This window comes from Pseudomonas sp. BLCC-B112 (assembly GCF_028550695.1).
Classification (GTDB): domain Bacteria; phylum Pseudomonadota; class Gammaproteobacteria; order Pseudomonadales; family Pseudomonadaceae; genus Aquipseudomonas; species Aquipseudomonas danubii.
Genome location: NZ_JAQQGK010000003.1, coordinates 251,987 through 278,760 on the forward strand (window position 1 = coordinate 251,987; position 26,774 = coordinate 278,760).

The 26,774-nt window shown below is 63.2% G+C and carries 27 protein-coding genes and 1 tRNA gene; 10 read left to right on the top strand and 18 right to left on the bottom strand.

Going from position 1 to position 26,774, the window contains the following annotated elements; translation table 11 throughout:
* The first annotated feature begins 29 nt into the window (after nt 1-29).
* The 6 genes from PQT43_RS10125 to PQT43_RS10150 all read left to right on the top strand — a co-directional run bounded on the left by PQT43_RS10125 (nt 30) and on the right by PQT43_RS10150 (nt 7,077).
* Nucleotides 30-1,466, top strand: a complete 1,437-nt coding sequence (locus PQT43_RS10125; RefSeq protein WP_102881727.1) for an amino acid permease — start codon at nt 30-32, stop codon at nt 1,464-1,466.
* A gap of 41 nt (nt 1,467-1,507) precedes the next feature.
* On the top strand, nt 1,508-2,398 hold the full coding sequence (locus tag PQT43_RS10130) for a LysR substrate-binding domain-containing protein (protein WP_272753804.1): 891 nt from the start codon (nt 1,508-1,510) through the stop codon (nt 2,396-2,398).
* 16 nt (nt 2,399-2,414) lie between these two features.
* Entirely contained in the window at nt 2,415-3,791 is a 1,377-nt protein-coding gene (gene thrC, locus PQT43_RS10135) for a threonine synthase (RefSeq protein WP_272753805.1), read from the top strand.
* A 22-nt stretch (nt 3,792-3,813) separates the two neighbouring features.
* Nucleotides 3,814-4,251, top strand: a complete 438-nt coding sequence (locus PQT43_RS10140; RefSeq protein ID WP_102881724.1) for an Lrp/AsnC family transcriptional regulator — start codon at nt 3,814-3,816, stop codon at nt 4,249-4,251.
* A 365-nt stretch (nt 4,252-4,616) separates the two neighbouring features.
* Nucleotides 4,617-5,660 carry a homoserine dehydrogenase gene (locus PQT43_RS10145; protein ID WP_102881723.1) on the top strand — a complete coding sequence of 348 codons (1,044 nt, stop codon included), beginning with the start codon at nt 4,617-4,619 and terminating at the stop codon, nt 5,658-5,660.
* A gap of 10 nt (nt 5,661-5,670) precedes the next feature.
* Nucleotides 5,671-7,077 (top strand): aldehyde dehydrogenase family protein, encoded by a 1,407-nt coding sequence (locus PQT43_RS10150; protein WP_123394556.1) that lies wholly within the window; start codon nt 5,671-5,673, stop codon nt 7,075-7,077.
* A 111-nt stretch (nt 7,078-7,188) separates the two neighbouring features.
* Here PQT43_RS10150 and PQT43_RS10155 read toward each other — a convergent pair whose 3' ends face one another.
* Nucleotides 7,189-7,398 carry a hypothetical protein gene (locus tag PQT43_RS10155; RefSeq protein ID WP_102881721.1) on the bottom strand — a complete coding sequence of 70 codons (210 nt, stop codon included), beginning with the start codon at nt 7,396-7,398 and terminating at the stop codon, nt 7,189-7,191.
* A gap of 186 nt (nt 7,399-7,584) precedes the next feature.
* Between PQT43_RS10155 and ykgO the strand changes: the two genes are divergently transcribed.
* Nucleotides 7,585-7,734, top strand: a complete 150-nt coding sequence (ykgO, locus tag PQT43_RS10160) for a type B 50S ribosomal protein L36 (RefSeq protein WP_011062095.1) — start codon at nt 7,585-7,587, stop codon at nt 7,732-7,734.
* A 69-nt stretch (nt 7,735-7,803) separates the two neighbouring features.
* Here the strand turns inward: ykgO and pseH are convergent, their stop codons facing one another.
* Complete coding sequence (gene pseH, locus PQT43_RS10165) at nt 7,804-8,352, bottom strand: UDP-4-amino-4,6-dideoxy-N-acetyl-beta-L-altrosamine N-acetyltransferase (RefSeq protein ID WP_253085114.1); 549 nt, start codon at nt 8,350-8,352, stop codon at nt 7,804-7,806.
* A 129-nt stretch (nt 8,353-8,481) separates the two neighbouring features.
* On the opposite strand from pseH, the gene PQT43_RS10170 reads away from it, so the two are divergent.
* Together PQT43_RS10170 and PQT43_RS10175 are read left to right on the top strand one after the other, a co-directional pair.
* On the top strand, nt 8,482-9,366 hold the full coding sequence (locus PQT43_RS10170) for a LysR family transcriptional regulator (protein WP_110652785.1): 885 nt from the start codon (nt 8,482-8,484) through the stop codon (nt 9,364-9,366).
* A gap of 185 nt (nt 9,367-9,551) precedes the next feature.
* Nucleotides 9,552-10,388 (top strand): bifunctional allantoicase/(S)-ureidoglycine aminohydrolase, encoded by an 837-nt coding sequence (locus PQT43_RS10175; protein WP_102881717.1) that lies wholly within the window; start codon nt 9,552-9,554, stop codon nt 10,386-10,388.
* 238 nt (nt 10,389-10,626) lie between these two features.
* Here PQT43_RS10175 and PQT43_RS10180 read toward each other — a convergent pair whose 3' ends face one another.
* The 3 genes from PQT43_RS10180 to PQT43_RS10190 form a co-directional block, all read right to left on the bottom strand.
* Nucleotides 10,627-11,604: a DMT family transporter gene (locus PQT43_RS10180; protein ID WP_267268560.1), complete on the bottom strand. Its 978-nt coding sequence runs from the start codon at nt 11,602-11,604 to the stop codon at nt 10,627-10,629.
* Nucleotides 11,601-12,173 (bottom strand): TetR/AcrR family transcriptional regulator, encoded by a 573-nt coding sequence (locus PQT43_RS10185; RefSeq protein WP_123394553.1) that lies wholly within the window; start codon nt 12,171-12,173, stop codon nt 11,601-11,603. The genes PQT43_RS10180 and PQT43_RS10185 overlap by 4 nt, the downstream gene beginning before the upstream one ends.
* 439 nt (nt 12,174-12,612) lie before the next feature.
* Nucleotides 12,613-12,700: transfer RNA gene (locus PQT43_RS10190), tRNA-Ser, on the bottom strand.
* Between the two features lie 123 nt (nt 12,701-12,823).
* Between PQT43_RS10190 and PQT43_RS10195 the strand changes: the two genes are divergently transcribed.
* Nucleotides 12,824-13,495 carry a Bax inhibitor-1/YccA family protein gene (locus PQT43_RS10195; RefSeq protein ID WP_011062013.1) on the top strand — a complete coding sequence of 224 codons (672 nt, stop codon included), beginning with the start codon at nt 12,824-12,826 and terminating at the stop codon, nt 13,493-13,495.
* 76 nt (nt 13,496-13,571) lie between these two features.
* Here PQT43_RS10195 and gspM read toward each other — a convergent pair whose 3' ends face one another.
* The 13 genes from gspM to gbpA (PQT43_RS10260) all read right to left on the bottom strand — a co-directional run bounded on the left by gspM (nt 13,572) and on the right by gbpA (PQT43_RS10260) (nt 26,760).
* Nucleotides 13,572-14,072 (bottom strand): type II secretion system protein GspM, encoded by a 501-nt coding sequence (gene gspM / locus PQT43_RS10200; protein ID WP_242553876.1) that lies wholly within the window; start codon nt 14,070-14,072, stop codon nt 13,572-13,574.
* Nucleotides 14,073-14,075: 3 nt separating this feature from the next.
* Nucleotides 14,076-15,215: a type II secretion system protein GspL gene (gene gspL / locus PQT43_RS10205; RefSeq protein ID WP_267268500.1), complete on the bottom strand. Its 1,140-nt coding sequence runs from the start codon at nt 15,213-15,215 to the stop codon at nt 14,076-14,078.
* Between the two features lie 6 nt (nt 15,216-15,221).
* Complete coding sequence (gspK, locus tag PQT43_RS10210) at nt 15,222-16,109, bottom strand: type II secretion system minor pseudopilin GspK (protein WP_267268499.1); 888 nt, start codon at nt 16,107-16,109, stop codon at nt 15,222-15,224.
* Nucleotides 16,102-16,701 (bottom strand): type II secretion system minor pseudopilin GspJ, encoded by a 600-nt coding sequence (gene gspJ, locus PQT43_RS10215; protein WP_102881628.1) that lies wholly within the window; start codon nt 16,699-16,701, stop codon nt 16,102-16,104. The genes gspK and gspJ overlap by 8 nt, the downstream gene beginning before the upstream one ends.
* Complete coding sequence (gene gspI / locus PQT43_RS10220; RefSeq protein ID WP_249735684.1) at nt 16,698-17,084, bottom strand: type II secretion system minor pseudopilin GspI; 387 nt, start codon at nt 17,082-17,084, stop codon at nt 16,698-16,700. Before gspI ends, gspJ begins: the two co-directional genes overlap by 4 nt.
* Nucleotides 17,068-17,562 carry a type II secretion system minor pseudopilin GspH gene (gene gspH / locus PQT43_RS10225; protein ID WP_185021158.1) on the bottom strand — a complete coding sequence of 165 codons (495 nt, stop codon included), beginning with the start codon at nt 17,560-17,562 and terminating at the stop codon, nt 17,068-17,070. The genes gspI and gspH overlap by 17 nt, the downstream gene beginning before the upstream one ends.
* Nucleotides 17,563-17,565: 3 nt before the next feature.
* Nucleotides 17,566-18,000, bottom strand: coding sequence for a type II secretion system major pseudopilin GspG (gene gspG / locus PQT43_RS10230; protein ID WP_102864804.1), 435 nt, complete (start codon nt 17,998-18,000; stop codon nt 17,566-17,568).
* Between the two features lie 16 nt (nt 18,001-18,016).
* Nucleotides 18,017-19,234, bottom strand: coding sequence for a type II secretion system inner membrane protein GspF (gene gspF / locus PQT43_RS10235; protein ID WP_110596062.1), 1,218 nt, complete (start codon nt 19,232-19,234; stop codon nt 18,017-18,019).
* A gap of 2 nt (nt 19,235-19,236) precedes the next feature.
* On the bottom strand, nt 19,237-20,730 hold the full coding sequence (gene gspE, locus PQT43_RS10240) for a type II secretion system ATPase GspE (RefSeq protein ID WP_272753808.1): 1,494 nt from the start codon (nt 20,728-20,730) through the stop codon (nt 19,237-19,239).
* On the bottom strand, nt 20,727-22,646 hold the full coding sequence (gene gspD / locus PQT43_RS10245) for a type II secretion system secretin GspD (protein ID WP_170003125.1): 1,920 nt from the start codon (nt 22,644-22,646) through the stop codon (nt 20,727-20,729). The genes gspE and gspD overlap by 4 nt, the downstream gene beginning before the upstream one ends.
* A complete protein-coding gene (locus tag PQT43_RS10250; protein ID WP_102881623.1) occupies nt 22,643-23,191 on the bottom strand; it encodes a type II secretion system protein N in 549 nt (182 codons plus the stop codon). Before PQT43_RS10250 ends, gspD begins: the two co-directional genes overlap by 4 nt.
* Nucleotides 23,192-23,335: 144 nt before the next feature.
* Complete coding sequence (gene gbpA, locus PQT43_RS10255) at nt 23,336-24,889, bottom strand: N-acetylglucosamine-binding protein GbpA (protein WP_272753809.1); 1,554 nt, start codon at nt 24,887-24,889, stop codon at nt 23,336-23,338.
* Between the two features lie 317 nt (nt 24,890-25,206).
* Nucleotides 25,207-26,760 carry an N-acetylglucosamine-binding protein GbpA gene (gene gbpA / locus PQT43_RS10260; RefSeq protein ID WP_123394544.1) on the bottom strand — a complete coding sequence of 518 codons (1,554 nt, stop codon included), beginning with the start codon at nt 26,758-26,760 and terminating at the stop codon, nt 25,207-25,209.
* Nucleotides 26,761-26,774 lie beyond the last annotated feature (14 nt).

Genomic DNA, 26,774 nt, shown 5'->3' on the forward strand with positions numbered 1-26,774 from the left:
TTGCCCTGACAACTTTCATGAGAACCATCATGTCCCTACAAGAACAACAGGCCGACTTGCGCGGCGGCTTCAAGCAAGAAATGCAGACCCGGCACATCGTCATGCTCGCCCTCGGCGGGGTGATCGGCACCGGGCTGTTCCTCACCTCCGGCTACACGGTGAACCAGGCCGGCCCGCTGGGCGCGGTGATCGCCTACATCATCGGCGCGCTGATGGTGTACATGGTGATGATGTGCCTCGGCGAGTTGGCGGTGCAGATGCCCGAGACCGGCTCCTTCAGCACTTACGCCACGCGCTTTCTCGGCCCTGGCACCGGCTACACCGTGGCCTGGCTGTACTGGCTGACCTGGACCGTGGCCATCGGCTCGGAATTCACCGCCGCCGGTATCCTCATGACCCGCTGGTTTCCCGACACCCCGGTGTGGATCTGGAGCGCGCTGTTCGCCCTGGTGGTGTTTTTGTCCAACGTGGTCTCGGTGCGGCTGTTCGCCGAGACCGAGTTCTGGCTGTCGCTGGTCAAGGTGATCACCGTGCTGGTGTTCCTGGTGGTGGGTGGCGGGGCAATCCTGGGCCTGTTGAACATCGATCAGGCCCACAGTATCGGCTTGAGCAACTTCACCCGCGAGGGGCTGTTCCCCACCGGCTTCATGCCGATTGCCATGACCCTGCTGGCGGTGTCCTTCGCCTTCTCCGGCACTGAGCTGATCGGCATTGCCGCCGGTGAAACCCGCGACCCGCAACGCAATGTGCCACGGGCGATCCGCACCACGGTGCTGCGCCTGGCGATCTTCTTCGTCGGCACCATCTTCGTCCTCGCCACCCTGTTGCCCCGGGAGCAGGCCGGTTTGGTGGAAAGTCCGTTCGTCACGGTGTTCACCTACATCGGCATTCCGTACTCGGCGGACATCATGAACTTCGTGATCATCAGCGCGCTGCTGTCCGCCGCCAACTCCGGGCTGTACGCCGCCTCGCGGATGCTCTGGACCCTGAGCGACCAGGGCCACCTGCCCAAGCAGTTCTCGGCCCTGACCCGCATGGGCACGCCGCTCAACGCGATCATCGTGAGCATGGCCGGCGGTGCGGCCTCGTTGCTCAGCAGTGTGTTCGCCCCGGACACCATCTACCTGGCCCTGGTGTCGATTTCCGGGCTGGCGGTGGTGGTGGTGTGGATGAGCATCGCCGCCAGCCAGATCGCTTTTCGCCGTCACTACGTGGCCAATGGCGGTGATGTGCGCGAGCTCAAGTTCCGTGTCCGCGGCTACCCCTGGGTGCCGCTGGGGGCCTTGTTCTGCTGCGCCCTGGCCTGTGTCGGCATCGGCTTCGACCCCGAGCAGCGGGTGGCCTTGTACTTCGGTGTGCCCTTCATCGCCTGGTGCTACTTCGTGTATTACATTACCCGCAGTAGCCGCCAGCGGCGCCTGGCCCTGGCACCTCTGGCACGCTCGTCCGATGCCCTTCAGGGCTGAAGAACGGGAGCGGTCTCCAGGGTGTCCATGAGAGTCAGGCCATGAAGCAGAAAAGCTTGCCCCCGCTGAACTGGCTGCGCGCCTTCGAAGTGTCCGCCCGCTGCCTGAACTTCACCCACGCCGCCGAGGAACTGTTCCTCACCCAGGGTGCGGTGAGCCAGCAGATCCGCCAACTGGAAAGCCACCTCGGGGTGGCGCTGTTCAAGCGCCTGCCCCGGGGCCTGGACCTGACCGAGGAGGGGCGCTCCTACCTGCCGGTGGTGCAGGACGCCATTACCCGGCTGGCGGTGGGCACCAACGAGATCTTCGGCCAGCACCAGCACCGGCCGATCAAGGTGCGCGGCAGCCTGGCGTTCTTCGTCCACTGGCTGGCGCCCAAGCTGGTGACCTTCCAGCAGGCCCAGCCCCAGGTGGACCTGCGCTACATCAGCAATATCTGGGTCAAGGAACTGGACGGCGAGGACGACATGGAGATCCGCTGGGGTCGCGGTCATTGGCCGGGGCTGGTGGCCCAGCGCCTGACCTGGGACAGCCTGTTCCCGGTCTGTGCCCCGGCCTTGCTGGCGCGCTTGCCGCTGCAGGTGCCGGACGATCTGGCCCGGCATCAACTGCTGCATGTACTGGGCTATGAGGAGGGCTGGGGCTACTGGCTCAAGCGCGCTGGCTCCAGCCGCGTGGACTCGTCCCGGGGCATGCAGTTCGACACCCTGATCTCGACCCTGCGCATGGCCGAACTGGGCCAGGGCGTGGCCCTGGCCCGTTCCTCGATGGTTGCTGAAATGCTGGCCGACGGGCGTCTGGTGGAGCCTTTCGAGCAGCGTATCGAGGCCAGCGAATCCTTTTATCTGGTGCGCGGCGCTGACGCCGAGCAACACCCCGATGCGCTGAAGTTTTCCACCTGGCTGGTGGAGCAGGCCCATCGCTACAAATGACTGGCCGGAGCCAAGCATGCGTTATGTGAGTACCCGCAGTGCCACCGAGCAGGTGGATTTTGCAACCGTGGTCCTGTCTGGCGTGGCTGCCGATGGCGGGCTTTATGTGCCGCAGCAGCTGCCGAGTTTCAGCCCCCAGGAAATCGCCAACTGGTCGACCCTGGATTACCCCGAACTGGCTTTTCGCGTGCTCAGTCCCTTTGTCGGCGACAGCCTGCCCGAGGCCGACTTCAAGCATCTGCTTGGCCAGGCCTACAGCGGTTTTGGCCATCGCGCGGTGGCGCCGCTGCGCCAGATCGATCGCAACGAATGGCTGCTGGAGCTGTTTCATGGCCCCAGCGGTTCGGCCAAGGACTTTGCCGCACGCCTGCAGGCCCAACTGGTGGGCTACTTTCTCCAGCGCCGGCAGCGCCCCGGGGTGTTGGTGGGAGCCACCAATGGCGACACCGGGCTGGCGACCATCGAGGCCTTCAAGGACTGCCCGCAGACGCGAGTGCTGGTGTTCTATCCGCAGCACGGGGTGCCGGAACAGCAGGGGCGGCAGTTGCAGGCGGCGCACCACCCGGGCCTGTGGCGCTTCGCCGTGGAGGGCAGCTTCGATGATTGCCAGACCCTGGTCAGCCGCTTGCTGCGCCAGTGGCCGTTGGCCGAGCATGAGGTGATCGGCTTCAACTCCAGCAACTGGGTCGGGGTCATGGCCCAGCTGGTGCTGTACTTCCATGCCGTGCTGCAACTGGGCGGGGGCCAGCGGCCCATCGGCTTCAGCGTACCGGCGGCCAGTTTCGCCGAGGTCTATGCCGGCTACATCGTGCAGAAAATGGGCCTGCCCATCACCCAGATGATCGTGGCCACCAACCGCAATGACGCCCTGCACCAACTGTTCCTGAAGAACCAGTATTCCCGGGGGCAGGCCAGCCAGAGTCTGTCGCCGGCCATGGACCTGTCGCTGTTCGCCAACCTGGAGCGCCTGGTCTGGGAACTGTATGGCCAGGACCCGCAGGCGGTGGCGGCGCTGATGCAGGGCTTCGAGGACAGCGGCGAGATGACCCTGGACAACGAGGCCTGGCTGCAGGCGCGGATGATCATCGACTCCTATTCGGTCAGTGATGAAGAGACCGGCAAGGAGATCGTCAGCCTCTACCGGGACACCGGCTACGTCATTGATCCCCATGCCGCCACCGGCGTCCTGGCGGCGCGCCTGTACCGCCGCAGCCTGGTGGCGCCGATGGTCACCCTGGGGGAGATTGCACCGGCCAAGTCGGCGCGCCTGCTGAGCTCGCTGGGCATCCCCGGGTTGCCGCAAGAGCCGGTGGCACCGCCTTCGACGCTGCAGTGGCAGACGCTGGCCGCGGATGACTTTGGCGCGCTGCTGCACTGCCTGGAGTCCTGGTGATGGGCCGGTGCAAGGTGAGCCCATGAAGCGGATTCTTGATCCTCTGGACGAGCGCATCCTGGCCGAGCTGACCCTCAATGCCCGGGCCGCCCACGCCGAGCTGGCGGCCAAGGTCAACCTGTCGCGCAATGCCGTGCGCCAGCGCATCGAACGCCTGGAGCGCGACGGCGCGATCCAGGGCTACACCATTCGCCTGGGCGAGGGGCGCGGGGCGGAGACCCGGATCAATGCGCTGATCTTCGTCTACCGCTACGACCGCATGCGCGGCGCCGAGGTATTGCAGGCCTTGCGGGCGATGCCGGAGATCGTCCAGTGCGAAGTGCTCAGTGGCGAGTTCGATGTACTGGTGCGGGTCAGCGCCGCCAGTGCGGAGCGGGTGCACCGGGTGTGGAATGACATCGCCGCCTTGCCTGGGGTGGAAAATACCGTGACGTCCTTTGTTTTGTCCTCTGTGGCCTGAGCGCAGAGCCGGATCTTCTGGCCTCCTGTAGCCGCTGGCGCAGCCTGCGAAAAGGCCCGAAGGGCCTTCCTGCGCCGTCAATCAGCATGTTGCGATGAATGGAACCCTGTGTGTGGTCCTGATGGGCCGCACCGCCAGGTTTGGCGTCTCCTGCGGAGCCGATCGCAGCCTTCGGCAGCGGCTACAGGGGCAGTCTTGGTTGCGGGTTTTGCGTAGCCAGCGCCTGTGAGCGCAGCCTTCGGCAGCTGTCACGGGCGCTGGGCAAAATGCTCAGCAAATACAGCAAAACGGCATATTTCACTGCCCGGCCCCGGCCCCTAACCTTGTGTCCATCAGCTTCTCAACCCGGATGGAACACAACAAAAATGACTGAATACAACATCGCCCTGGTGGGCTTCGGCGGGGTCAATCGGGCCCTGGCGCAATTGATTGCCGAGCGCAATCAGGCATGGAAAAAACAGCTGGGTTTCAGTTTGAAAATCGTTGGTGTCAGCGATCTGTTCCTCGGCTCTATCGTTGCTCCCCAGGGACTGGACGCCGGCTTGCTGAGCCAGCTGCCAGCGACCAAAGGCGCTTTGGCGCAACTGCCCGGCGGCCAGGTGGAGGCGCTCAACGAGCAGGTGATCAAGGACTCTGGCGCCGACATCATTGCCGAAGCCACTTTCACCAATCCGGTGGACGGCGAGCCGGCCACGACTTTCTGCCGCTGGGCCCTGGAGCAGGGCAAGCATGTGGTGACTACCAACAAGGGGCCGATTGCCTTGCACGGCGCCGAGCTCAAGGCTTTGGCCCAGCGTAATCAGGCGGCGTTCGAGTACGAAGGCGCGGTGATGAGCGGCACTCCGGTGATCCGCCTGGCCCAGCAGTCCCTGGCCGGCAGCGAGCTGCTGGGGTTCGAGGGCATTCTCAACGGCACCTCGAATTTCGTCCTGACCCGCATGGAAGGCGGACTGGGCTTTGCCGAGGCGGTGGCCGAGGCTCAGGCACTGGGGTATGCCGAGGCTGATCCGACGGCGGATGTCGAAGGCTTTGATGTGCGCTTGAAGGTGGTGATCCTGGCCAACGAGCTGCTCGGTGCACAGTTGACCGTCAGCGATGTCAGCTGCCGGGGCATCTCCGGCCTGACGGCGGCGGACCTGGAGCAGGCTCGGGCCGAGGGTGCGCGCTGGAAGCTGATCGGTTCGGCCCAACGCCTGGCCGATGGTTCGCTGCAGGCCAGCGTCGAGCCGCGGTTGTTGCCGCTGGCCCATCCGCTGGCGGGTATTTCCGGGGCGATCAACGCGGTGTCGTTCAACACCGAACTGCTGGGTGCGGTGACGGTGTCCGGGCCGGGCGCCGGGCGTATCGAGACCGCCTTTGCCTTGCTCTCGGACATCATCCACATCCACCAGTCGCGCTCGAGCCGCTAGGAGCCTGCCCATGAATCTGTCACGCCTGGCGCCGGTCGCCGATTCGATTGACGTCTGCAGCCCTTTCGATGGCCGCGTCATTGGTGCGGTGCCACGCCTTGAGGCCGGTGCCGTACCGTACCTGTTACAGCAGGCCCGCGAGGGCGTAAAGGACTGCGCTGCGCTGCCGCGTTATCAGCGGGCGAGGATTCTGGAGCGGGCGGCCTTGAACATCGAGCGCGACGCCGAGCATTTTGCCCGGCTGATCGTCGACGAAGCGGGCAAGACCCTGAAGCAGGCGCAGAAGGAGGTCAAGCGCTGCATCAACACCCTCAAGCTGTCGGCGGAAGAGGCCAAGCGCAATGCCGGCGAGGTGCTGCCGTTCGATGCCTATGAAGGCTCGGAAAACCGCCAGGGCTGGTTCTCTCGCGAGCCGCTGGGGCTGATCCTGGCGATCACCCCTTATAACGATCCGCTGAACCTGGTGGCGCACAAGCTGGGCCCGGCCATCGCCGGGGGCAACGGGGTGATTCTCAAGCCGTCGGAGTTGGCGCCGCTGTCGGCGATCAAGCTGGTGGACTACTTGCGCGATGCCGGGCTGCCGGCTTCGGTGGTAACCCTGGCCACCGGCGGCGCGGAGCTGGGCAAGGCCCTGGTGGCGGCGCGTGAGGTGCGGATGATTTCCTTCACCGGCGGCTTTGTCACCGGTGAGCAGATCGCCCGCAGCGCCGGCCTGAAGAAACTGGCCATGGACCTGGGGGGCAACGCGCCGGTGATCGTCATGGCCGATTGTGATCTGCAGGCCACGGTACAGAGCTGTGTGTCGGGGGCGTTCTGGGCGGCGGGGCAGAACTGCATCGGCACCCAGCGCCTGCTGGTCCAGGCCTCGATCTATGAGGCGTTTCGCGAGGCCTTTGTGCGCCTGGCCCGGGAGCAGGTCAGTGGCGACCCATTGGCCGACAGCACGGATATCGGGCCGATGATCAGCCTGCAGGCCGCACAGAACGCGCAGAAGGTCGTGGATGAAGCGCTACAGCAGGGCGCGCGGCTGCTCTGCGGGCATCAGCGCCGGGGTTCCTGCTACGCCGCCACGGTGCTGGAGAATGTCGACCATGGCAGTCGCCTGTGGCAGGACGAAGTCTTTGCGCCAGTGGTGGTCTTGCAGCCGTTCGATGATCTGGATCAGGCCATCGCCCTGGCCAACCAGCCCGAATACAGCCTGCATGCGGGGATTTTCACCAACGATCTGCGCACCGCCATGGACGCTGCGCGGCGGATCGAGGCGGGCGGGGTGATGATCAACGATTCGTCCGATTACCGTTTCGATGCCATGCCGTTTGGCGGCTTCAAGTACGGCAGCCTGGGCCGCGAGGGGGTGCGTTTCGCCTATGAGGAAATGACCCAGCCCAAGGTGGTGTGCCTCAACAGTCTGGGCTGAGGCCGATTGCAGCAACACGACAGGTCGTCGGGCACCGGGCAGGTTTGGTCACCTGCCCGGTGTTTTTTGCCTGTGGCCAAGGCACGGCTGTGGCCATCCGGGGGGCGCGGATCAGACGACTTCGTCGATCAATGAGGTTTTTGGCGCCGTGACCGGTGGCTGAGGCTGTTCCTTGGCCTTGTCTCTGAGTTTTTCCAGCGCCTCTTTCTGTTCCGCCGTCAGTGGCGGAGGGGTCAGCACCTTGCCCGAGTCAGGCAGCTTGATGCCGGGCTGAGAGCCGCCGGCGGTCAGTGGTGGAAGGGGACGGTTGTTTATTTCCATGTCACTGCATCCTTGAGTGGGGTGAATAAAAGATAACGACCGCTTTGCGCTGATCTTTAGAGCCAATGCTCTAGGCCGCCAGCTGAACCTTCTTTCGAGGGGGGCTTGATTTGGTGTTGATAATTATTCTTGTTTGCAAATAAGATATGTTATTACGTTTTTAAATCACCCCAAGGAGTCTCTCCCATGAAAGTCCTGTCCTCCCTCAAAGAAGCCAAGAACCGTCACCGCGACTGCCAGATCGTCAAGCGTCGCGGGCGGATCTACGTGATCTGCAAATCCAATCCTCGCTTCAAGGCGCGCCAGGGCGGGGCGAAAAACCGCAACAAGGGCTGATCCGCCGCTTGCTCCTGTCCAGGACAGGGCGCCCGATACGTGGCAAGCACCGTCGGGCGCCTTGGCGGCTTATCTACCGAGGCGGGCGATCAGGGGCTCAAGCGTCGGGCGTTTGCTCTGCCACTCCGCTTTGGTGATGCCCAGCAGGACCACGTCCATGCGTTGGCCATCCTTGAGAATGTTTTGGCGCCGCAACCCCTCCTGTTGGAAACCGAATTTCAAATGCATGTTGATGACGGCAGGGTTGCAGGCCAGCACCTCGCAGTTGAGTTTTTCAAGACCGGCTTCGGTGAAGGCGTAGTCCAGCATCCAGAACTCGATCAGGCTGCCCAGGCCTTTGCCTTGCTGCTTGGCGTCCAGGTAGAACGCCCAGTCGGCGGTCTTCTGTCGGGCATTGATGGCATTCAGTGAAACGATGCCCAGGGCCTGGCCTTCGTCCATGACGACAAACACTGCCTGGGCCGGATTGCCCTGCAAGGAACTCAGCCAGCGCTGGTGTTCCTCTTCACTGATTTCATGGGAGGTGTACATGTACTTGCGCACCTGTTCCTGGTTGCGCAGCGTGCGTACATGGGCCTGAGTGGCGGGATCGGCATCGACCAGGGGGATGAACTGCATCCTGATGTCCTTCTCGGATGGGGGAGCGGTGGTGGCGCATGATGGCATATCCACTGCTGTCGCATGGATTTGTCTCCCGGGACAAGAACCGGTAGAAAGAACCCTCGCATTCAGAAAACAGATACCCGCATGAGCGACATTGAGAAACCCAATAGCCGCCTGTTCGACCTCGACTTGCTGCGCGCCATGGTCACGGTGGCCGATTGCGGCAGCTTCACCACGGCCGCCAGTCGCCTGCACTCGACCCAGTCCACCGTCAGCCAGAAGATTCGCCGCCTGGAAGACATGGCCGGGCATCGGCTCCTGGAACGCGGCAACCGCGACGTGCTGCCCACCGATGCCGGCGAGACCTTGCTGGGCTATGCCCGGCGGCTGTTGGCGCTGAACGACGAGATGCTCGAGGCACTGTCCGGGGCCACGGTGGCGCTGACGGTGCGTATCGGCGTACCGGACGACTTCGCCGCGGGGCGCACCACAGAGCAACTGGCGGCGTTCAACCGGCGCTACCCCCAGGTCAAGCTGGAAGTCACCAGCGGCATGAGCCGCGACCTGAGTGGCAGTTATGACCGTGGCGAACTGGACCTGGTGGTGCTCAAGCAATTGCGCAACAGCCGTGAGGCCGTGGCGTGCTGGCCCGAGAAGACCCGCTGGGTGGACAGTGCGAAAAACCCCTGCATCGACCTCGACCCGTTGCCCATCGTCACCTTCCCGCCTCGTGGGGTGTACCGCGATGAAATGATCAGCGCTCTGGAAACCATCGGCCGGCGCTGGCACATCAGTTTCACCAGCTCCAGCCTCAGTGGTTTGCAGTCGGCCATTGCCGATGGCATGGGCATCGGCCTGCTGCCGCTGCGGGCGGTGACGGCGGGGCATGAGGTGCTGCCCAAAAGCATCGGGCTGCCATCGGTGGATGTGTTCGAGGTGGCGCTGCTGCACCGTCCGGCGGCCGATCCCATGGTCAAGGAGCTGGCGCGGGTATTGTCACGGGTGCTGGCCCAGGACACCCGTGGCTGAATCCGCTTGGCATTCGGTAAATGAATATGCCGTAGTTCGGTATTTAATTTGTGCATGAAAGCGACGCTGGATATCGTGATGGTCAGCAGCGATCCGCAGCATTGCCTGACGCGTCGCTCCGCAGATTTGTTCACCCCGGCGGCGCTGCTGCACGGGGCAGCAAAACAACAATGAGGAGAGTCTCCATGTCCAAAACCACTTATTACGCACCCCACGGCGGGCACCCGGCGCAGACCGAAATGCTCACCGACCGCGCCATGTTCACCGAAGCCTATGCGGTGATCCCCAAGGGCGTGATGCGTGACATCGTCACCAGCCACCTGCCGCACTGGGACAACATGCGCATGTGGGTCATCGCCCGTCCGCTGTCGGGTTTCGCCGAAACCTTTTCCCAGTACATCGTGGAAGTGGGCGCCAACGGCGGCAGCGACAAGCCCGAGCAGGACCCCAACGCCGAAGCCGTGCTGTTTGTCGTCGAAGGCGAAGTCAACCTGACCCTGCAAGGCCAGGTGCACGTCCTCAAGCCCGGCGGCTATGCCTTTATCCCACCGGGCGCCGACTGGAAGCTGCGTAATACCAGCGGCACCGAAGCGCGTTTCCACTGGATCCGCAAGCACTACCAGAAAGTCGACGGCGTGCCTTACCCGGACGCGTTCGTCACCAACGAGCAGGACATCGAGCCGCGGGTGATGCCTGACACCGAAGGTCGCTGGAGCACCACCCGTTTCGTCGACATGAGCGACATGCGTCACGACATGCACGTCAACATCGTCAACTTCGAGCCGGGCGGTGTTATTCCCTTTGCCGAAACCCACGTCATGGAGCACGGCCTGTATGTCCTGGAAGGCAAGGCGGTGTATCGCTTGAACCAGGATTGGGTCGAGGTTGAGGCCGGCGACTTCATGTGGCTGCGCGCGTTCTGCCCGCAGGCCTGCTACTCCGGTGGTCCGGGTCGCTTCCGCTACCTGCTGTACAAGGATGTGAACCGCCAGATGCGCCTGACCCTGAACGCGCCGCATTGATACGAAGGTGGGGCAGGGGCGGTTCGAACCTCTGCACCGCCGAACGGCGAGTCATGAAAACCGGCGAATATTCGCCGGTTTTTTCGTCTGCTGGTTTAACCGTGGGGATGTTCAGGTGTCTGGCAGGTTGTATCGGCGTAACCTGCGACCAACACCTTTTTCCGACGGCAGCAGTTAAGGCAATGATGTCGAGTCAATCCAAAGTGAACATCTGAAATGTCGATACCGGCACAGCGCCTTAGGTTTGGCTAAGGTCAGTTATCCCGCCATGCGTCTCGAGGGGCGTTCGCCTGCGATAAAAGGCGTGAATAGCCCACACCACCCCTACTAATAGCAACCCAGTTCCCAGCGCCTCCATAGGAGTGGGCCAGCGTTGGTTGATGAACAGGCCCATCGTAGTTGCATAAATGGTTCCGCTGGCGATCAATTGCCCGCTCAGAGCCAGAGGTAGACGCCGACTTGCGATTGACCATGCCCAGGCACCTGCAAGGGTAGCCCCTAGCCCCTGAATTAACCCACAGACTATTAGCGACTGAGTACCCGCCAACCCGCTCGGATGGCTGGCGAAGTGAGACAGTTTTAGGTACAGCCCAACTGGGATGAAGGCGAGCATTTCAACACTGCACATGAAGATCAGCATGGCTGACCACAACATGGGCGATAGGCTTGGGCGTTGAGCCAAAGCGCTTTCATTTAATAGGCCGAAACCAGTCCAAAACCCGATCGCCAACAACGTTGCGAATAACCCGAATAGTATTGAAGTGGTAGGGCGTACCGCCGTTGCGCTGTTAAAGTCAAACACGCTCAGGTTGACTAGGCTGATGCCCAAAGCCGCCACCATCAGCGGCCCGGCAATGGCGCGCCAGGGCACACTGGAGCTTCGCATGTTGCCGGCAATCGCGAGCACAATCGGTACTGACCCCATCATGACCGGAGGGATCACCGGCCCAGCTGCCAAGACCGCAGTGGTGATCAGGAAGAAGTAGCCGATGTACCCCAAGAAACCCAGCAGTGCGGCACAGCCCCAGTCTTTGAGTCGCAGCTGCCGCACTTCGTTTCGGTAAACAACCAGCACGAGCAGACTGCCTAAACCGGCAAAGGCATAACTCACCACCGCCAGATCAAAAAGGCTGTAGTCGCCGACCAGCGTCGGAAAGACGTAGAGCAGCGACCAGGAAAACGTGGCGGAAATTGCCGCTAACAAGCCTAGGGTCATACGCTCTGCTCCTGCTGACAATGCTTCTGAATCCAGCACTGAGCGACGTGCCGCGCCGTGTCGAATACTCCTGCGTCCTGGCCCATGGCGCCGCTGACGAAACTGCCCTCCAGCAAGATAAACAGCCCCTCAGCAACGGCGCCTGGGTCGCTGACACCGGCGCTCATGGCCAATGCAGCAAGATTTTCACGTATCCCTTGCTTATGGCTGCTCACTGCCAAATGCACAGGGTGGCTGAATTGGGGGAACTCAGCCGCACTGTTGACGAACAGGCACCCACGCCCGCTATCTTGTAAAAGAAAGCGCTGATACAAATCGAAAAACGCGAGCATGCCACTGATCGGGTCAGGATGCCCTGCCAAGGTGTGCGCTACCTCTTCACGCCAGCGTCGGTCACGCTCCTCAAGGCAAGCGACTATCAGCGCATCCTTGGAGGGGAAATGGCTGTAGAGCGTCATCTTGGTGACACCTGCCATCGCGGCGATGGCCATCACACCAGTAATGTTTATACCTTGTGACACAAACAGCTTCAGCGCTGAGTCAATCAAGCGCTCACGGGTATTGTCCAATTTAAGGCACTCCGGCATCGGGACGCCGCTGACTATACTGACCGGTAAGATTGAGGTGCATCCAGATACGACCTAAATCATGATTGTTACGACGCAGATCGCGGCATGCCAACGCAGCAGTCAATCCTAGGGTTTGGTCAGTCAGAGCAACCTGCTCAGCATCCCTGCACCCGCGTGATTAAACGGATGCCCATTTATGCGACGGTCACTTGGCAACTTCACTTGCCTGCTACTGCGGTAATCGAGGTTTCACTGGACTGCGATGCGAGCCGACGAGATGCGGGGATAGGGGATTGGTATTTTTTCGACAGGACGTCGGAGGAGGCTTGGTTCTGGAACACATCCATAATAGTTATGGAACGCTTTAAGTGGAATGGCGACAAGCCTGAACGCCAGACACAAAAAAGCCCTGAAAAATCAGGGCTTTCTCGTTGAGATTTGGCGGAGGCGTAGAGATTCGAACTCTAGGACCTGTTACAGTCGGCGGTTTTCAAGACCGCTGCCTTAAACCACTCGGCCACACCTCCAGATCGCATTGCGGGCGCCATAATACCCGAATGAAACACACTGTCAAACTCTCTGCATCGCGAGTTACAGAGCCTCTGTTATCATCCTTGCCACTAAATGTTTCCCCCAACAGGAGTGTCGCCATGCGCGAACAGGATTACGCAGTTAACAACGGCGTGCAGGCCGAGCAGCTAGAGGTTAGCCGCGTCCTGCGCAACACTTATGGCTTGCTGGCTCTGACCCTCGCGTTCAGTGGTGTCATGGCTTATGTGGCGCAGCAGATGCGCGTCGGCTACCCGAACATCTTCGTGGTGCTGATCGGCTTCTACGGTCTGTTCTTCCTCACCAACAAACTCCGTGACTCGGCCTGGGGCCTGGTGTCGGCTTTCGCCCTGACCGGTTTCATGGGCTTTTTGCTCGGCCCGATCCTCAACCGTTACCTGGGTATGCAGGGCGGCGCCGAAGTGGTCAGTTCGGCCTTCGCCATGACGGCGCTGGTGTTTGGCGGTCTGTCGGCCTACGTGCTGATCACCCGCAAGGACATGAGCTTCCTCGGTGGTTTCATCACCGCTGGTTTCTTCGTGTTGATGGGCGCCGTGCTGGCCAGCCTGTTCTTCCAGATCAGCGGTCTGCAGTTGGCGATCAGCGCCGGTTTCGTGCTGTTCTCCTCGGTGTGCATCCTGTTCCAGACCAGCGCCATCATCCATGGCGGCGAACGTAACTACATCATGGCCACCATCAGCCTGTATGTATCGATCTACAACCTGTTCGTCAGCCTGCTGCAGCTGTTCGGCATCATGGGCCGCGATGACTGAGTCCGGTTGTTGAGCCAATAAAAAAAGCCCGCTTCGGCGGGCTTTTTGTTGTCCAGGTTTCAAGCGTGACAAGGTTTCAAGGGCTGTGCAGCTGCAAGCGTGCGCTGGCCATGGCGTCCTTGTTGACCTCGATGGAGAACGACAGCACAGCGACTTGCTGCTGCTCCAACTGGTCGATCCAGGTGATCAGGCCGTTGAGAGGCCCCTCCAGACTGAGGTTGACCCGTCCTTCATCCTCCTGGTCCATGCGTTCCAGGTTGAGCCCGGCCTGGCTGCTGGAGCGTGCCAGCATGCCCGGCAGGGCATCACCGGAAATGACTGGGCCACGAAGTGCGGAGGTGCTGACGGGCAGCCGTTGTAGATCTAAAAGCAATTGCGTTTCCTCGGTATAGCGTTGCTCGGCCAGGGCCAGAGCCTGTTGTTGCGGTTGCCAGAGTAGATAGAGGCTGGTCAGGCCAGCGAAGACCACCAGGGCTTGTACTGCCCGTTGTTCGCGCTTTGCCAGACGCTGCCAGCGTTGTCGGAGTGGGTTCGCCAGGGCGGTCCTGGTCGGAGTCGTGGCGCTGGATGGATTCACGTCTTACTCCTTGATTTGAAAACGCGCGGAGACGCCTTGAGCGTCCCGCACGGATGAGTCGGTGCTGACGCTCAGGCCCTGGTTGATCAGGCCCTCGCGCAGCATTTGCAGATCGGCAAAGGCCGGGGCGCTCACTTGCAGGCTCCAGCCTTCCTCGGCCTGGTAATCCAGACGCTGGATCATCGACAGCGCGCCGCCACTGGCGACCCATTGCTCCGCCAGTTGCGACAGACGCAGGGCTACACCCGGTGTTTCCTGCACCTGTTGGCGTTGCTTGAGCCGCACCTGACGCGCCAGGTCGGCGGTAACCGGTTCATCGGTAAAGCGTTCTTGCCACAGACTCTGGCTGGCGGCGTGCAACTGGTCGCTGCGTTGCTCCAGGTACAACCGGTGCCCGATGTTCTGCAGCAGATGGGCGCCGCCGGCAATCGCCAGCACCAGTAGCGCCAGGCGCCAGGGCCTCGCTTTGCGGGTGCGACGCTGGAATTGGCCCTGGCACAGGTCGATTGCCTGCAGGCTGCCCTGGCTGAGCACTTGCCAAGGCTGCTCCTCGACCTGCCAGTGTTGCGGTTCCAGGCCGTCGATGCCCGGGGCCTGGGCGCCTTGCCAGAGCAGCCCGTCCGGCACCAACCGGTTCAGGTCACCGAGCTCCTGGTCGCTGAGGGTCAGGCGCAGTGGGGCGCTGCCGCCCAACAGCCAGCGGCCGTCCCAGGCCAGGGCTCGTGGCCGGTCCAGGGGCAGGCAGTCTGCATCGATGTGCATGCGCGACGGTTGCAGTCCGTGTTCGGCCAGGCGCTTGAGGCAACGCTGCAGGCGCTCGCGATTGATGACCAGCACCGAGCAGTGACGTCGCTCGCGCAACGGGCCATGGGCCATGTGCAAGTGCTCGACGTCGTCGATCAAGTGTTCTTCCAGGGCACTGTGCAGCGCCTGGCGCAACCAGCGACCGCTGCGTGCCGGGACGCTGACTTGATGAAAACTGGCCATTTCCATCGGCAGCAGCAGGACAAATCCATGCTCGCGAAGGTGTTCGGCGGCCTGTTCCAGGCTGCCTTGCTGGGGCGTGCTGCCGGCTGACCACCAGTGGCAACGCCACGGTGTGTCGCCGGTGGTATGGGGCGAAAGGTAAAGCCAATGGCTCATCAATGGTTACTCGGTAAGCAGATGGGCGTTGGACGGTCCGGGGAGCAGCGTGCGCTGTTGCACCCGGACCTGTTCAGCGTTCATGACGCGCAGGTCGCTGACCAGGCGCAGGCGTCGGCCATGCAGTTCAACGTCGATGGTGGCGCGGAACTGGCGACTGTTGACGCTCAGCCCGCGAGGGGTAATGTCCCGGCCCTGGAGCATGGGGTTGGCGAGGAACGCGGCGACCGTGGGATAGCCCTTGCTCGGGCGCGATTGGGCCAGGGTCTGGGCGGTCGGCAGGTCGATGCCTTCGATGCTGGCCAGCACCAGGGCGCTGGCGGTATTGAGGTTGATGTGGGCTTGTTCATAGGCCGCGACCAGTGGCGACAGGCGTTGCAGGGTGTCACGGTCGACTTCCGGCAATTGTCGCAGCTCGCTGATGTCGCTCAGGGGCAATGGGCGGCCCAGGCGATCAAGAGGGCGCGACAGCGCCGCCGGGTCGTGGGGCTTGATCTGGGCCAGGGCCAGCAGCCGCTGGTAGCGGGCACGGGGGATGACATCGTCCTGCACCAGCGCGCTGTTGAGGTTGAAGCGCGCGCCCAGATCGACGATCTGGATCGCAATCCTACCACCCTCGATCGGGAACGCCGGGGCCGGCCGGGCCCAATGCTGGCCCAGATGGGTTACCAGCAGGCCGCCTTCGCTGCGGGCATCTTCCTGCAACTGGCTACGGGCCCAGCTTTCGCCACTCAGGGCCAGTTGCCAGAGCTGCTGGTGTTGCACCAGGTGGCTGCTGCTGGCGAGGCTGAGCCGCTGGCGGGCGAGCATATTGCTCGCCACCAGGGTTACCAGCGCGGTGATCAGCAACACGCTGAGCAAGGCAACGCCGCGCTGTGCACGAGGCTTATTCACGGGGTGCGTCCTCGTCCACTTCGGCGCCACCGGGCAGCAGAATGACCCGGCGGATATGCGGGAAGCCGGGCGCGCTCAGCTCAATGTCCACGGCGGCCGGCAGGCTCAGGGCCTCGCTGCCGATGGGCCAGCTGTCATGGGGCTGGCCCTGGGCGTCGATGAAGCGCAAGTGGACCAACTCGACCCCACTGAGCAAGGGTTGCACCTGGCTGAGGCTGTCTCGTTCCAGGCCCTGGGTTTCGCGAATCCACGCGCCGTCGCTCAAGCGATGATTGACCTGCAACAGATCGCTGCGCGGAGCGTCCAGGGGGTTGCGCCAGCCGCCGCGCAGCAGGCGCAGCCCCTGATGCTGGCTGATCAGCGCCTGGCTATGGCTGTGGTCGTCCTTGAGGGCGTGACGCTGCACTTGCACCAGATCACGTTCCAGCAGACTCAGGGCCCGTTGCAGGTGGCGCAACTGCTGTTCCTGGGTCTGGATGCGCTGGTCGCTGCGCATCACCCGATCCAGCAACTGATAGGTCGCCAACCCCAGGAGGCTGAAGATGGCGATGGCCACCACCACTTCCAGCAAGGTGAAGCCGCGCTGGTTCATGGGTTGGCCTCGATGTAACCCAGCAGCTGCGCGCGGCTGTATTGCCGGGCCCGTTGCGGGTCCTGCTCGGCCGAGACCCGCAGGTTGACCTTGAGCAACCGCGAGTCCGGGGCCGCTTCGATCTCGCTGAACAGCCACCAGTTGCGCCCGCCAAACTCGACCTGCCGTTGCTGGCGCCCAAGGGTGCGCGGCTGCATGCCGCTGCGCAGTTCATTCAGGTAGTTGTCGGCAATCCAAGTGGCTTGGGTGCGTTCGGCCAGATTGCCGCTGTTGATGGCCACATGCTGAATAGCACTGAACAGCGCAATCGACACCGTGGCGAAAATCGCCAGCGCCACCATGACTTCCAGCAAGGTAAAACCCTGCTCAGTTCGAGGTTTCAAGTCGAGGCTCCTGTATGCCGTCGCTGGACAGGGTCAGCAACGGAGTGTTGCGGTGCTCGATCCACAGGGTGAAGGCACTGGTTTCATCGCTGGACAGCACCAGCAGTTGGGGCAGGGCGCTGCGACTCACCGCCTGGCCCAGGGCCGGGCCGGCTTCGGCAACCTCAAGGCGCAGGCGCAGGTTGTCGGGCAGGCTCTGGGCCCGCCAGTCGCGGTCGGTCAGCCACTGCCCCTGTTCATCCAGGCGCAGCACGGAGTAGGCGTCGGGTTCGATGCGCAGGCCGTAGTCGCTGTTGCTCAACACCGCCTGCTGGCGCAGCAGTTGCAGCAGCGCCAGCAGGCGATCGCCTTCACGGCGCGCCTGACGGCTGGCGGAGTCGGGGTTGATCAGGCCGATCATGCCCGCGGACAGGGCGATGATCAGCACCACCACCAGTACTTCGACCAGAGTGAAGCCCTTGGCGTGGGAGCGTTGCACCGCTCAGCGGTCCCAGTTGCCGATCTCGGCGTTCAGGCCGTCACCGCCGAGCTTGCCGTCGGCGCCAAAGGAGAACAGGTCATAGCCCGTGCCGCGGGCGCCTGGCACGCGGTATTGATAGGCATTGCCCCAGGGATCGATGGGCAGGCGCTTGAGGTAACCGTCGGGGTTCCAGTTGCGTGCCGGCGGGTTGCCGCTGGGCTTGCTGACCAGGGCTTCGAGCCCTTGCTGGCTGCTGGGGTACTGGTGGTTGTCGAGCTTGTAGATGTCCAGGGCCATGGCAATGGCCTTGATATCGCTCTGGGCGGCGGCGCCCTTGGCCTGGTCGGGACGGCTCATGATCTGGGGCACCACCAGGGCCGCGAGGACCCCGAGAATGACCACCACCACCATGATTTCAATCAGGGTAAAACCGCGTTGTTTGTTCTGAGTCTGCACGTAGGGGGTTCCGCATTCAGGTAATCAATTGGTTCAGGCTGAGGATCGGCATCAGGATCGCCAGCACGATGATCAGCACCGAGGCGCCCATGAACACCAGCATGGCCGGTTCGAACAGGCCCACCAGCAAGGCAATGCGGTTGGCCAGTTGTTCTTCCTGCTGCTTGGCGGCGCGTTCGAGCATGCTGTCCAGCTCGCCGGAGCGTTCACCGCTGGCGATCATGTAGAGCATCATCGGTGGGAAACTGCCGTTGAGTTCCAGGGCCCGGGTCAGGCTGATACCTTCGCGTACCCCCCGGACAATGTCTTTCAGACCGGTACGAATTTTCTGATTGGCCACCACTTCGCTGGCGATGGACAGGGCGTCCAGCAGTGGCACGCCACTGCGTCCGAGAATCGCCAGGGTGCTGACAAAACGCGTGCAGTTGCTAGCCCGGATCAGCCGGCCCAGCAGCGGCAGTTGCAGCACCAGGGCATGCCAGCGCTCGCGGGTGGCCGGGTTGCGGACGGCGCCGCGGGCGGCCAGGACCAGGGCCGCTATCACCAGCAGCATGAGCAGGCCATAGTCCTGCAGGAAGGCGCTGCTGGCGATCAGGCCGCGGGTCAGCAGCGGCAGTTCCTGGCCACTGTCGATAAACACCTTGACCACATCGGGCACCACGAAGCCCAGCAGGAAGCCGACGATGCTCACGGCCGCCAGCATCAGGATGCTCGGGTAGAGCATGGCCAGCTGGATCTGCTGACGGGCCGCTTGCTGGGCCTCGGTGTAGTCGGCCAGGTTCATCAGCACCTGACCCAGGTGTCCGGAGCGTTCGCCGGCGGCCACCGTGGCCCGGTACAGATCGGGGAAGGCCCGCGGGTAGGCCGCCAGGGCCACCGCCAGGCTATAGCCCTCCAGGACCCGGGAGCGGATGGCCAGGAGCATGCTCTTGATCCGCTGTTTCTCGCACTGCGCGGCGACCGCCGCTAGCACCTCCTCCAGGGGCAGGGCGGCTTGGACCAGGGTCGACAACTGGCGGGTGAGCAAGGCCAGTTCGGCGCTGCTCAAGCCGCCGCCGGACACCTGCAGCAAGCCTTTGCCACGCACGCGCTTGCTCTGCGCGACGCTGACCTTGAGGATCACCAGCTGGCGCTCGCGCAACAGTTGCCGGGCATGGCGCGGGCTGTCGGCTTCCACCACGCCGGTGGATTTTTTGCCGGCGGCGCACATGGCCAGGTATTCGTAAGCGGCCATGATCAGTCCCTCTGGGTCACGCGTAGCAGTTCTTCCAGGCTGGTCTGCCCTTGCAACACCATGGCCTGGCCGTCGTCGAACAGGCTGGCGCTGTGCTTGCGTGCATGCTCCAGCAGTTCGTACTCGCCGGCGCCGGTGTGGATCAGCTGGCGCAAGGTGTCGTCGAACAGCACCAGTTCATAGATGCCCCGGCGCCCGCGATACCCCGAGTGCTGGCAGGCGCTGCAGCCTTTGGGTCGGTACAACTGCGGCGCTGCGTCGGCGCTCAGCCCCAGGCGTTCGCAGGCGGCGGCATCGGCGCTGTGGGGCTCCTTGCACTCCGGGCACAGCAGGCGCATCAGGCGCTGGGACAATACCCCCAGCAGCGAGGTGCAGAGCAGGAAGGGTTCGATGCCCATGTCCACCAACCGGGTCACCGCGCCGATGGCGCTGTTGGTGTGCAGGGTCGAGAGCACCAGGTGTCCGGTGAGGGAAGCCTGCACGGCAATTTCCGCGGTTTCGCGGTCGCGGATCTCGCCCACCATCACCACGTCCGGGTCCTGACGCAGGATGGCCCGCAAGCCCCGGGCGAAAGTCATGTCGACCTTGGCGTTGACCTGGGTCTGGCCGATCCCGGTGAGGTGGTACTCCACCGGGTCCTCGATGGTCAGGATGTTGCGCTCCAGGCTGTTGAGGCTGGCCAGCCCGGCATACAGCGTGGTGGTCTTGCCGGAGCCGGTGGGGCCGGTGACCAGGAGAATGCCGTGGGGTTTGTGCAGGGCGATTTCCAGGCGCTGGCGCACTGTCTCGTTCATCCCCAGGTGGCTCAGATTGAGGCGCCCGGCCTGTTTGTCCAGGAGGCGCATCACCACCCGTTCGCCATGACTGGAGGGCAGGGTCGAAACCCGCACATCCACCTCGTGGCCGGCAATGCGCAAGGCGATCCGGCCGTCCTGGGGAATACGCTTCTCGGCGATGTCCAGCTTGGCCATGACCTTGATCCGTGACACCAGCAGGGTCGCCAGCTCGCGGCGCGGGCGCAGCACTTCACGCAGCAGGCCGTCGACCCGCAGGCGCACCGACAGGTGTTCTTCGAAGGCTTCCAGGTGCACGTCGGAGGCCTTGCTCTTGACCGCCTCGCTGAGGATCGCGTTGATCAGGCGGATGATCGGCGCGTCATCTTCCTGTTCCAGCAGGTCGGTGGTCTTGGGCAGTTGCTCGGCCAGGCTGTTGAGATCGAACTCTTCGTCGAACTGTTCGCCCAGGCCGTCGGCCACCTGCTTGGCGCCGTTCTGCCCGTCGCGGTAGTGAGCGGCCAGGCGCTGGGCGAAGGCCTCGTCGTCCAGCACCTCGCTGCGCAGCAGCGCACCGTTGAAGCGCCGGACTTCGGCCACCACCGACAACGGCGTACTGGCGCGGCAATACAGCACCGCGCCGTCCGGCTGATGGTCCAGCACCACACCGTGGCGGCGCGCGTAGGCAAAGGCCAGACGCGCGTCTTCGGCAGTGGCGATCATGGTTGCCGCTGGGCGCCGGGGGCGCGCATGTCGATCAGGCCCGCATCGCCCTGGCGGTTGGCGTCGAACAGGCGGTTGGCGTCAGCAGGCAACTGGCCGCCGGTCTTGCCGTCCGGGCTGCGCAGCGAGCGCATGTTGTTGTACTTGTGCTGGCTCATCTGCTCGGTGCTGGCGGCGTTGCGCAGCAGGGTCGGACGCAGGAACACCATCAGGTTGGTCTTCTCGTTGACTTCCTTGCTGCTGCTGAACAGACGGCCAACCCAGGGAATGTCCCCCAGTAGCGGCACCTTGCTGACCTGGACCTTGACGTTGTCCTTGATCAGCCCGCCGAGGACGATGATCTGCCCGTCGTTGGCCAGGATGGTGCTCTTGACCGAGCGCTTGTTGGTGATCACGTCGCTGGTGTTGATGCCCGGCGGCGCGGCGGCCAGTTCAGAGCTTTCCTGCTCGACATTCAGGCGCAGGAAGTTGCCTTCATTGATATGCGGCGTGACCTTGAGGGTGATCCCCACATCCTTGCGCTCCACCGTGGTGAAGGGGTTGCTGGCACCAGCGGTGTCGGTGGTGTAGGAGCCGGTCTGGAACGGCACGTTCTGGCCGACGAGGATTTCCGCCGCTTCGTTGTCCAGGGTCAGCAGGCTCGGGGTGGACAGCAGGTTGTTGTTGGAGTCGCTGGACAGTGCGGTGATCAGCGCGCCGAAGTTGCTGCCGCCGATGCCGATGATCGCGCCATCGGGCAGGTTCGGGCGCTTTTCGTCCTGCAGGCTGTTGAGCAGGGTGCCGATGGACAGGCCAGCGCTATTGAAGTTGGCAGCGGCGGACAGCTTGCCGCGGTTGCCGGCCCATTGCACGCCCAGGGCCTGGTTGATGTCGCCGCTGACTTCGACGATTGCCGCTTCTACCAGCACCTGGGCCCGGGGCCGGTCCAGCTCGTTGATGATGCTTTCGAAGGTCGCCAGCTGGGCCGGCGAGGCCATCAGCACCAGGGCGTTCTGGCTGGTGTCGGCGCTGACCAGCACTGGGCTGTCGGGTTTCTGGCTGTCGCCGCTACGGTTGCCGGATTCCATGCGCTTGCCAATGCCGCTGAGCAGTTCTTCGAGCTTCTTCGCATCGCTGTGGTTGAGGCGGCGTACCCGCGCGGTGTCGCCGACATTGGTCGGCACATCCAGGCTTTGCGCCAGACGCTGCATCTGCTGGCGGATCGGCGCCGGGCCCACCAGGATCAGGCGGTTGCTGCGCGAGTCGCCAATGGCCTTGGCGCTGGTCATCGCACTGTTGCTGTCGGCCAGGCTGTCGGTCAGGGTCTTGGCCACTTCGGTGGCCCAGGCGTGCTTGAGCTGCACGATGCTGAACTGCCGTCCACCGGCGTTATCCAGCTCGTTGATCACCATACGCACCCGCTCGACGTTGTTGGCGCTGTCGGAAATCACCAGGGCGTTGGAGGTGGTGGAGGGCGCCATGTAGGCGTCCGCGGCCACCAGTGGGCGCACCGCGCTGGCCACTTCGCTGGCGTTGGCGTTGTTCAGTTCGATGACCTGGGTCACGAACTCTTCGCTGGCGCCGCTGGGTTCGGCGTGGGCCTTGGTCTTGGCTTCGGCCACCGGCAGGATCAGCACCCGGTCGCCCTGGTCCATGGCGACAAAACCCTGGCTGCGCAGGGCGGTGAGAAACAGCGAGTAGATGCCCTGCTGATCCATGGCGGTGCTGGACTGCACCGTGACCTTGCCGTTCAGGCGCGGGTCCAGAATCATCGTCTTGCCGGTGATCTGGCCCACTTCGTTGACCAGGTCGCGCAGCTCGGCGTCCTTCATGTTCAGGGTCCATTGCTGGGCCGCGGTGGTTTTTTCCGTGGCGTACACGGGATTGATCAGGGTGCCCAGGGTCAGCAGGGACCCGGCGATAAATGCTCGATTCATGATGCTCCAGGGGGTTGCAGAGACGGTTGCAGCAGGCTCCCGCTGCCTGGCTGTGGATGGGGTTGGGCCGCGGCGGTGTCCTGGTCCTGCGGGGTCAGCAATGGCGTTTCGTGCTGGGGCAGGCTCAGGATCAGTTCCTCGCCAAAGCGTTGCACCCGCACTTGGTCGGTGCCGATCTGGCGCAGGCTGCCACCGCCGGGCAGGGGCTCGCCGATGCCATAGAAGCGGCGGCCTTCGGGCGATTCGATCAGGGCCCGGGACTGTTCCGGTTGCCCGGCCACTAGGCTGGCCACCAGGTTCAGCGGTACCCGGGGCAGGTCGCTGGAGTGCTCCGGCAACTGCACGCCGAACAGCCGGGCGATGGCTTGCGGGTCGGGCTGGGCCCGGGGCGTTGGCGGCGCGACGGAGGGCGCCTGCAGGCTCGCCGGGTTCAGGCTTTGCCGGAACTGCCAGCTGCTGTAGGCCAGCCAAGTCAGCCAGGCCGCCAGAAACGACAAGGCGCCGACCAGCAGGCCAGCGCGAAGTGAGAGGCGAAGGGCGCTCATAAGCACATGCGCCTGGGCAGGTTTTCACCCTGCCAGTGCAGCAGCACATGGGTTGTTGAATAGGGGGTTGAGCTCATGGGGGGCTTGACCGCTAACAAGGAGCGTGGCGCCGTGGCGCCACGCTCGGGTGGTTGACGCTATGACTTACTTGGCGTTCCAGGCCGACTGCCAGGCGAAACCTACGCCCGGCTCGTAGGCGTTGGAGCCGCTGGTCCACTGGGTGCACCAGCCGGCGACGGCGCCAGGCTTGCACTCATAGGTCTTGCCGTCCTTGGGTTGCAGGACCACGGTGCCGGCCTTGTAGGATTTCAGGCCATTGGGGAACACGTAGTCGTACTTGGCGCCGCCTTCACCGCCGTTGCCGCCTTCGTTGCCACCTTCACCAGCGCCGGCTTCGGCCTTGAGGGTGAAGCGGGCGGATTGTTGCAGCACTTCGCCTTTCTTCGAGGTGGCCACGACCACCAGGTCATAGACCCCGGGGCTGACATTGTTCAGCGGGATGGAGAAGTGCGGGGTGTTGCCGGCCGGCGCTTGCTGGAAGGTCACGCTTTCGCCTTTGGCGTTGAGCACGGTGGCCTTCACGGTGTAGTCGCCGCCCTTGGCGATGGCGTTGAAGTGCAGTTCGGTCTTGCCGTCTTTCAGGGTGTATTCGGTCTGCATGCCGGTGATGGACAGCTCGCCCGGTTTGGCGGCCTGTTCCTTGTCGATCATCACGTTGACGATGTCGCTGCCTTTCTTGACCAGGATTTCGTTCCTGCCGAAATTCGGCACCACTTCGTCCTTGTCGTTGAGCAGGCCCATCTGGTAGCCCTGCTTGGCGGCATTGACCTTCTTCGCCAGCGCGTGCGGCCAGACGTCGGCCTTGGCCAGTTCGGCGCTATCGATGTTCAGCACCACTTGCTTGGCGTTGAGCTCGCCCTGTGCGTTGAAGACGCGAGTCTTGACCTTGTCGCCGATGCTCAGGGCTTCAGGTTGTACCGCGCCCACGGTGTTCCAGTTCGACGGGATGACCTCGCCATTGTCGATGTTCAGGTCGACCACGCTGTAGAAAGTGGCGTCGGTGTCGTTGACTTTCCAGGTGGCCAGCAGCACGTGGTAACCGGAGCGGTCAGACGGGATGTTCACGGTGTGATGGGTTTTGCCTTTGGCCGGGGCCGGGACGGTGCCAGACGGCCATGGCTGATCCAGCAGTGGGGTCATTTCGAACGAGTCGCGGGTCAGCGGCTGGTTCGGGTTCCAGTCTTTTTTGGTGATGTAGAACTGCCAGTAGCGGGTGGCGTGACCGGCTTCATAGTGCCAGGTGAAGTTCTGCGGGCCCGGCTTGATGGTGGTCTTGGCCCAGCGGGTAGCACTCTGCTCGTTGATCTGGGAGAAGCGCACCAGGCCGGCGGCGGCGATGGTACCGTCGGCCGGGCCGCATACCTTGAAGTCGCCGGTGCAGGCCTGGGCGTTGCTTGGAAAGTGCTCGAGATCGTTACGGCCAGGCACGCCGATGTACTCGGTGCTTTGTGGCTCGTACATCACTGGACCGCAGTTGACGTTCAGTCTGCCGCCATCGGAATGGCACATGAAGGCGCGGGACTTGGGGCTCTCGATATAACCGTGGGCGGAGGCTTGCTGGGCGGCCAGTCCCGCCGTCGCCATGGCGATGACGATTGGCAGTTTGAGGAAGGAGCGAGTCCGGTTGGAGTTGATCATGGTGTATGCCTTGAGCAATTAAAAAATGAGTGTTGAAGCGCTGCGAGGGGCCGGTGATGGGGCACAGGGACACCCGTGATGTCCGCTGCTCCGGCAGCCTTGCCAGCGAGCACAGGCTACGTGCTGCTCCAGGGTGTTCACATGGGACGAGTACGAGAGTCGGAAGGCTCTAGAACAGGTTTTTTGCCGGATCTGGCGAGGGCTGGCGCGGCACGTCGAGTGAGCCTTTGCGGCCTTGCGCACGCGAGCCGACGGGAAAAAAAATGAGCGTGACGCTTGCGCGTCACGCCCCAAGGAGCAACTGGGGAGTTGCAGGATTACTGGCGGGTCCAGGCCATTTCCCAGTGAGAACCGATGCCCGGCTCGTAGTGAGTCGCGCCGGCCTTCCACTGCACGCAGTAGCCGCTATAAGGGAACGGCTTGCACTGGTAGGTCTTGCCGTCCTTGGGTTGCAGCACCAGCGTGCCGGCCTTGTAGGCCTTCAAGCCCTCAGGGAACACGTGGTCGTACTTGCCCGGGGTCTCGGGGGTGGTGCCGCCGTCATTGCCGCCGCCTGGGGTTTCCTCAACTTCTGGCTCGGCCTTGAGGTTGAAGCTGATGGTCTGTTGCAGCAGCTCGCCTTTCTTCGACTTGGCCACCACCACCAGATCGTACTGGCCCGCCGTCACGCCTTTGAGCGCGAGGCTGAAGTGCGGCGCATTGTTGCCACTGTCGGCTTGCTGGTGAGCGACAGTTTCACCCTTGGCATTGACCACGCTGGCGGTGATGGTGAAGTCGCCGTTCAGGGCGATGGCGTTGAAGTGCAGGTCGACCTTGCCGTCCTTGAGGCTGTACTCGGACTGCATGCCGGTGACCTTGAGTTCACCCGGCTTGGCGGCTTGCTCCTTGGCGATCAGCACGCTGTTGATGTCACTGTTCTTGTCGACAAAGATGCTGTTCTTGCCGAACTGCGGCACCACCTGGTCCTTGTCGTTGAGCTCACCGATCTGATAGCCGAGCTTGGCCCGGTTGACCTTCTCGGCCAGGGCTTTGGGCCAGATGCTGTCCTTGGCCAGTTCGGCGCTGTCGATGTTCAGGGTGACCTGCTTGGCCGACAGTTCGCCCTGGTCGTTGAACACCCGGGTCATGACCTTGTCGCCGATGCTCAGGGCCTGGGGTTGAACGGCACCGATGTTCTTCCAGTTCGAAGGCGCGACTTCGCTGTTCTCGATGTTCACGTCCACCACCTGATAGAAGGTGTTGGTGTTGTCGCCCACCATCCAGGTGCCGAGGACGATGTGGTAGCCGCTGCGGTCGGCCGGAATGTTGACCTTGTGGCTGGTGGTGCCGCCGGTCTTGGTCGGCAGGGTGTTGTTCCAGTTGTCGGTCAGCAGTGGCACCGGTTCGAACGAGTCGCGGGTCAGCGGCTGGTTGGGATTCCAGTCTTTCTTGGTGATGTAGAACTGCCAGTTACGGGTGGCGTGCACCGCGGTGTAGCGCCAGTCGAAGGTGTTCAGTCCGGGCTTGATGTTGACCTTGGTCCAGCGGTTGGCGGTCTGTTCGTTGAGGCCGGCGAAGTTGCGCAGGCCACCGGCGGCAATGGTGCCATCTGCGGGGCCGCACTTGGTGAACTCGCCGTGGCAGGCCTGGGCGGTGCTCGGGTAGCCGTCGCGGCTGCCGTTGGCCAGGTATTCAACGCTCTGCGGCTCGTAGGTCACGCCGCCGCAGTTGCTGTTCAGGTTGCCACCCAGGTTGCTGCACATGAAGGCGCGGGATTTCGGTTTTTCGATGTAACCGTGCGCCGCCGCCTGTTGCGCGCTGAGTGCCGCCAGGCCGATGGCCATCGCCAGCGGAAGCTTGAGGAATGAGTGGAGGGTATGCCGCGTGATCATCGATTGTTCCCTGA